Raw genomic sequence first — 2622 nt, 5'->3', positions numbered from 1 at the left:
TGCCACAGTAAATAAAATTGTTAAGAAAAAGAGTCGTAGTTTAATTGCAAATGAACGATCTGAATTAATTAAACGGTTAGGATTTAAAGTCTCCGAACATTCCGCAAAAAGGTATTGGAGCGAATCACGATTTAATGAATGGTATAACAAAGAATTAAATAAGCGGGCGAAGGCTGAAGAAAGAAAAAGAAAAGCGGCTGAAAGAAAAGCCCGACAAGCTACTGAACCCTATTTAATGATTTACTGGAAAGAAAAAACCGACACAATGATGGATGCAAATGTGATAGAGGACTTAAAACGGTCTTACAGACATGTGAGCGTTGATTATCTTATCGAATCTATAAGAGGTTTTTTAGGTGCTAAACTTCCCGCTGAAATAGGAACAATAAGTATGCATGTTGTCCCCAATAATAAAAGGAAACAGCATAAAGCATTTATGAGAAATTTTGATTCTCTTAGACTGGCTGATATGAATTCATGGATTTTGCTATATGAAGGAAAAGCCGATTTAAGGAGATATAAAGATTTATTAATTGCAATAAATGCAGGCATGAGGGTTTTATATGACAATGAAGAAAAGGCTCAATTTATTGGGGATTTAATTCAGAAATATCTCCCGCAAGTAAATATCAAAACGGCGAAACGTTTAGCGAAGGATTTACGATGGAGAGGTGGATTTTAAATGAGTAAGGAAAAAGAGAATAAAGAAAAAAGCGCAAGTAAACCCGTTAAGATACTTACGCTTGATACTGAGACGCGAGGACTTTTTGGGGAAGTCTTCCGCGTCGGATTATATGACGGTAGTAGATACCGTGCGACAAACACTTTTAAAAACCTGAAAACGGTTCTCTCACAGTATACCACAAAATACGATTGTCATGTATTTATTCATAATCTAGATTTCGACATTTCAAAAATCGCAAAGGACATTTTACCTGAAGCGGATTTAAAAAATTCGATTTTTATTAATAATGTCGTTACGGTATTTAAAACAGGTCTTAATGAATCCCAAATAACTGAAGAAAATGAAATTATTTCGCAACCTATTACATTTCATGATTCCAGCAAGCTTGTAATGGGTTCATTAAAAAAGATATGTGAGGATTTTAATATTTCGCAAGAAAAAGCAAAAATAGATTTAAAAGACCATATTTTGAAATTGGGATGGGCGCTTGACGCTGACGGAAACCCCACAAATGACCCGGGTAAATATGATGACCGGGAATCCCAAGGGAATTATTTTATGAAGGTCGATCCGTATGAACCTGAATTAAATGAATATTTACGGTTGGACTGTGTGGCATTATATGAAATTGTTACAATGCTTATTGAAATATCCGGCTTGCCGATTCATGAATTTTTAAAATGTCCTACTACCGCAAGTCTTGCAATGAAAGTATATCAAATGAATTATCCTGAAGATTATGAAAAGGCTATTTCCACGAATTACGGTTATAGCAAATGGGGCGAGTTTACAGAGGATTTTATACGCAAGGCATATTATGGTGGACGTACAGAAGTATTTCAAAGTGAATTAAATGGCGGCTTTCATTATGATGTAAATTCATTATATCCGTACGTTATGAAAGTGAACCCAATACCTATAGGGAAACCGCGTCACCATAAAGGAGACAAAGCCCGAAACGTATTTAAATATTGGTACAGCTATAGACAGGGCGGCGGTTTTTTAGAATGTGATATTCACATACCGACTACTTTACATATACCGCCTCTACCTCACAGAATGTACAAAAAATTATGTTTCCCGGTCGGTAACCTTTCAGGGATATGGACGTTTGAAGAAATTGAATTGGCGTTAGAAATGGGTGCTAAAATAAAAGAAATTCATCAATGTATTTATTTTGAAAAGACCGATTATATATTTAAAGATTTTGTCTCCTATTTTGAAGAGATTAAAAATACAAGTGATGGAGCAAAAAAGACGTTTGCAAAATTAATGCAAAATGCACTGTACGGAAAATTCGGTATGCAAAGGGTTCGGCAAACGATTTTACCTGTCACAGAAATTGAGACATGCGAAGAAAAAGGCTATCCTTATGTTGAATTATTTAACCCTGTATATGGACAAGAATTTATTGAAGCAGCCGTCCCCAGCAAAGCGCCGTATATTCAGCCGCATATAGCCGCCTACGTTACGTCATACGCGCGTATTTTATTATATAGAGGTTTAATTAAACAATTAGAAAAAGGCGATGTGGCATATTGTGATACCGATTCAATAGCATGTGAAGCTATTTTTGATGATGACATGGTTGACGATAGAGAGTACGGTAAATGGAAACTGGAAGGTATTCTTGAAGAAGGTTTATTCATTCAACCAAAAACGTATTATGAAAAATATGCTGATGAAATAAAACCAGAAGAAATAGAAAAAGAAATATCCTCTTTTTCTCGGAATGTATTTAATTATCCCGAAAAAAGCAAAGTAAAACAATATCGTTTGGTCAAAGGTTCGGAGACAATGAAATTTAAAGGCATTCCCGGCGCGTATATCAAGAAATTAAATAGAGGGGTATATTATGATATCCTAGAGAAATTAAAAAGCTTACAGGCGCGTCAGGAGCGCGGAGAAATGATAACGAAAAAAGAAGCCTATTATTC

At 35.2% G+C, this 2622-nt stretch carries 2 protein-coding genes; both read left to right on the top strand.

The annotated features are described in order from the left end of the window. Positions 1 to 682, top strand: a 682-nt coding sequence (locus ACFRAC_RS36680; protein WP_382939721.1) for a hypothetical protein, incomplete at its 5' end; no start/stop codon positions are given. Continuing rightward, the coding region (locus tag ACFRAC_RS36675) for a DNA polymerase (protein ID WP_382939718.1) at positions 683 to 2622 on the top strand (1940 nt) is incomplete at its 3' end. It lies immediately after the preceding gene.

It is taken from the genome of Streptomyces sp. NPDC056628, assembly GCF_042792555.1.
In the GTDB taxonomy this organism is placed as follows: Bacteria; Actinomycetota; Actinomycetes; order Streptomycetales; family Streptomycetaceae; genus Streptomyces.
Note: the sequence above shows the minus strand (reverse complement) of the source record. Positions and strands in the feature narration are given on the sequence as shown.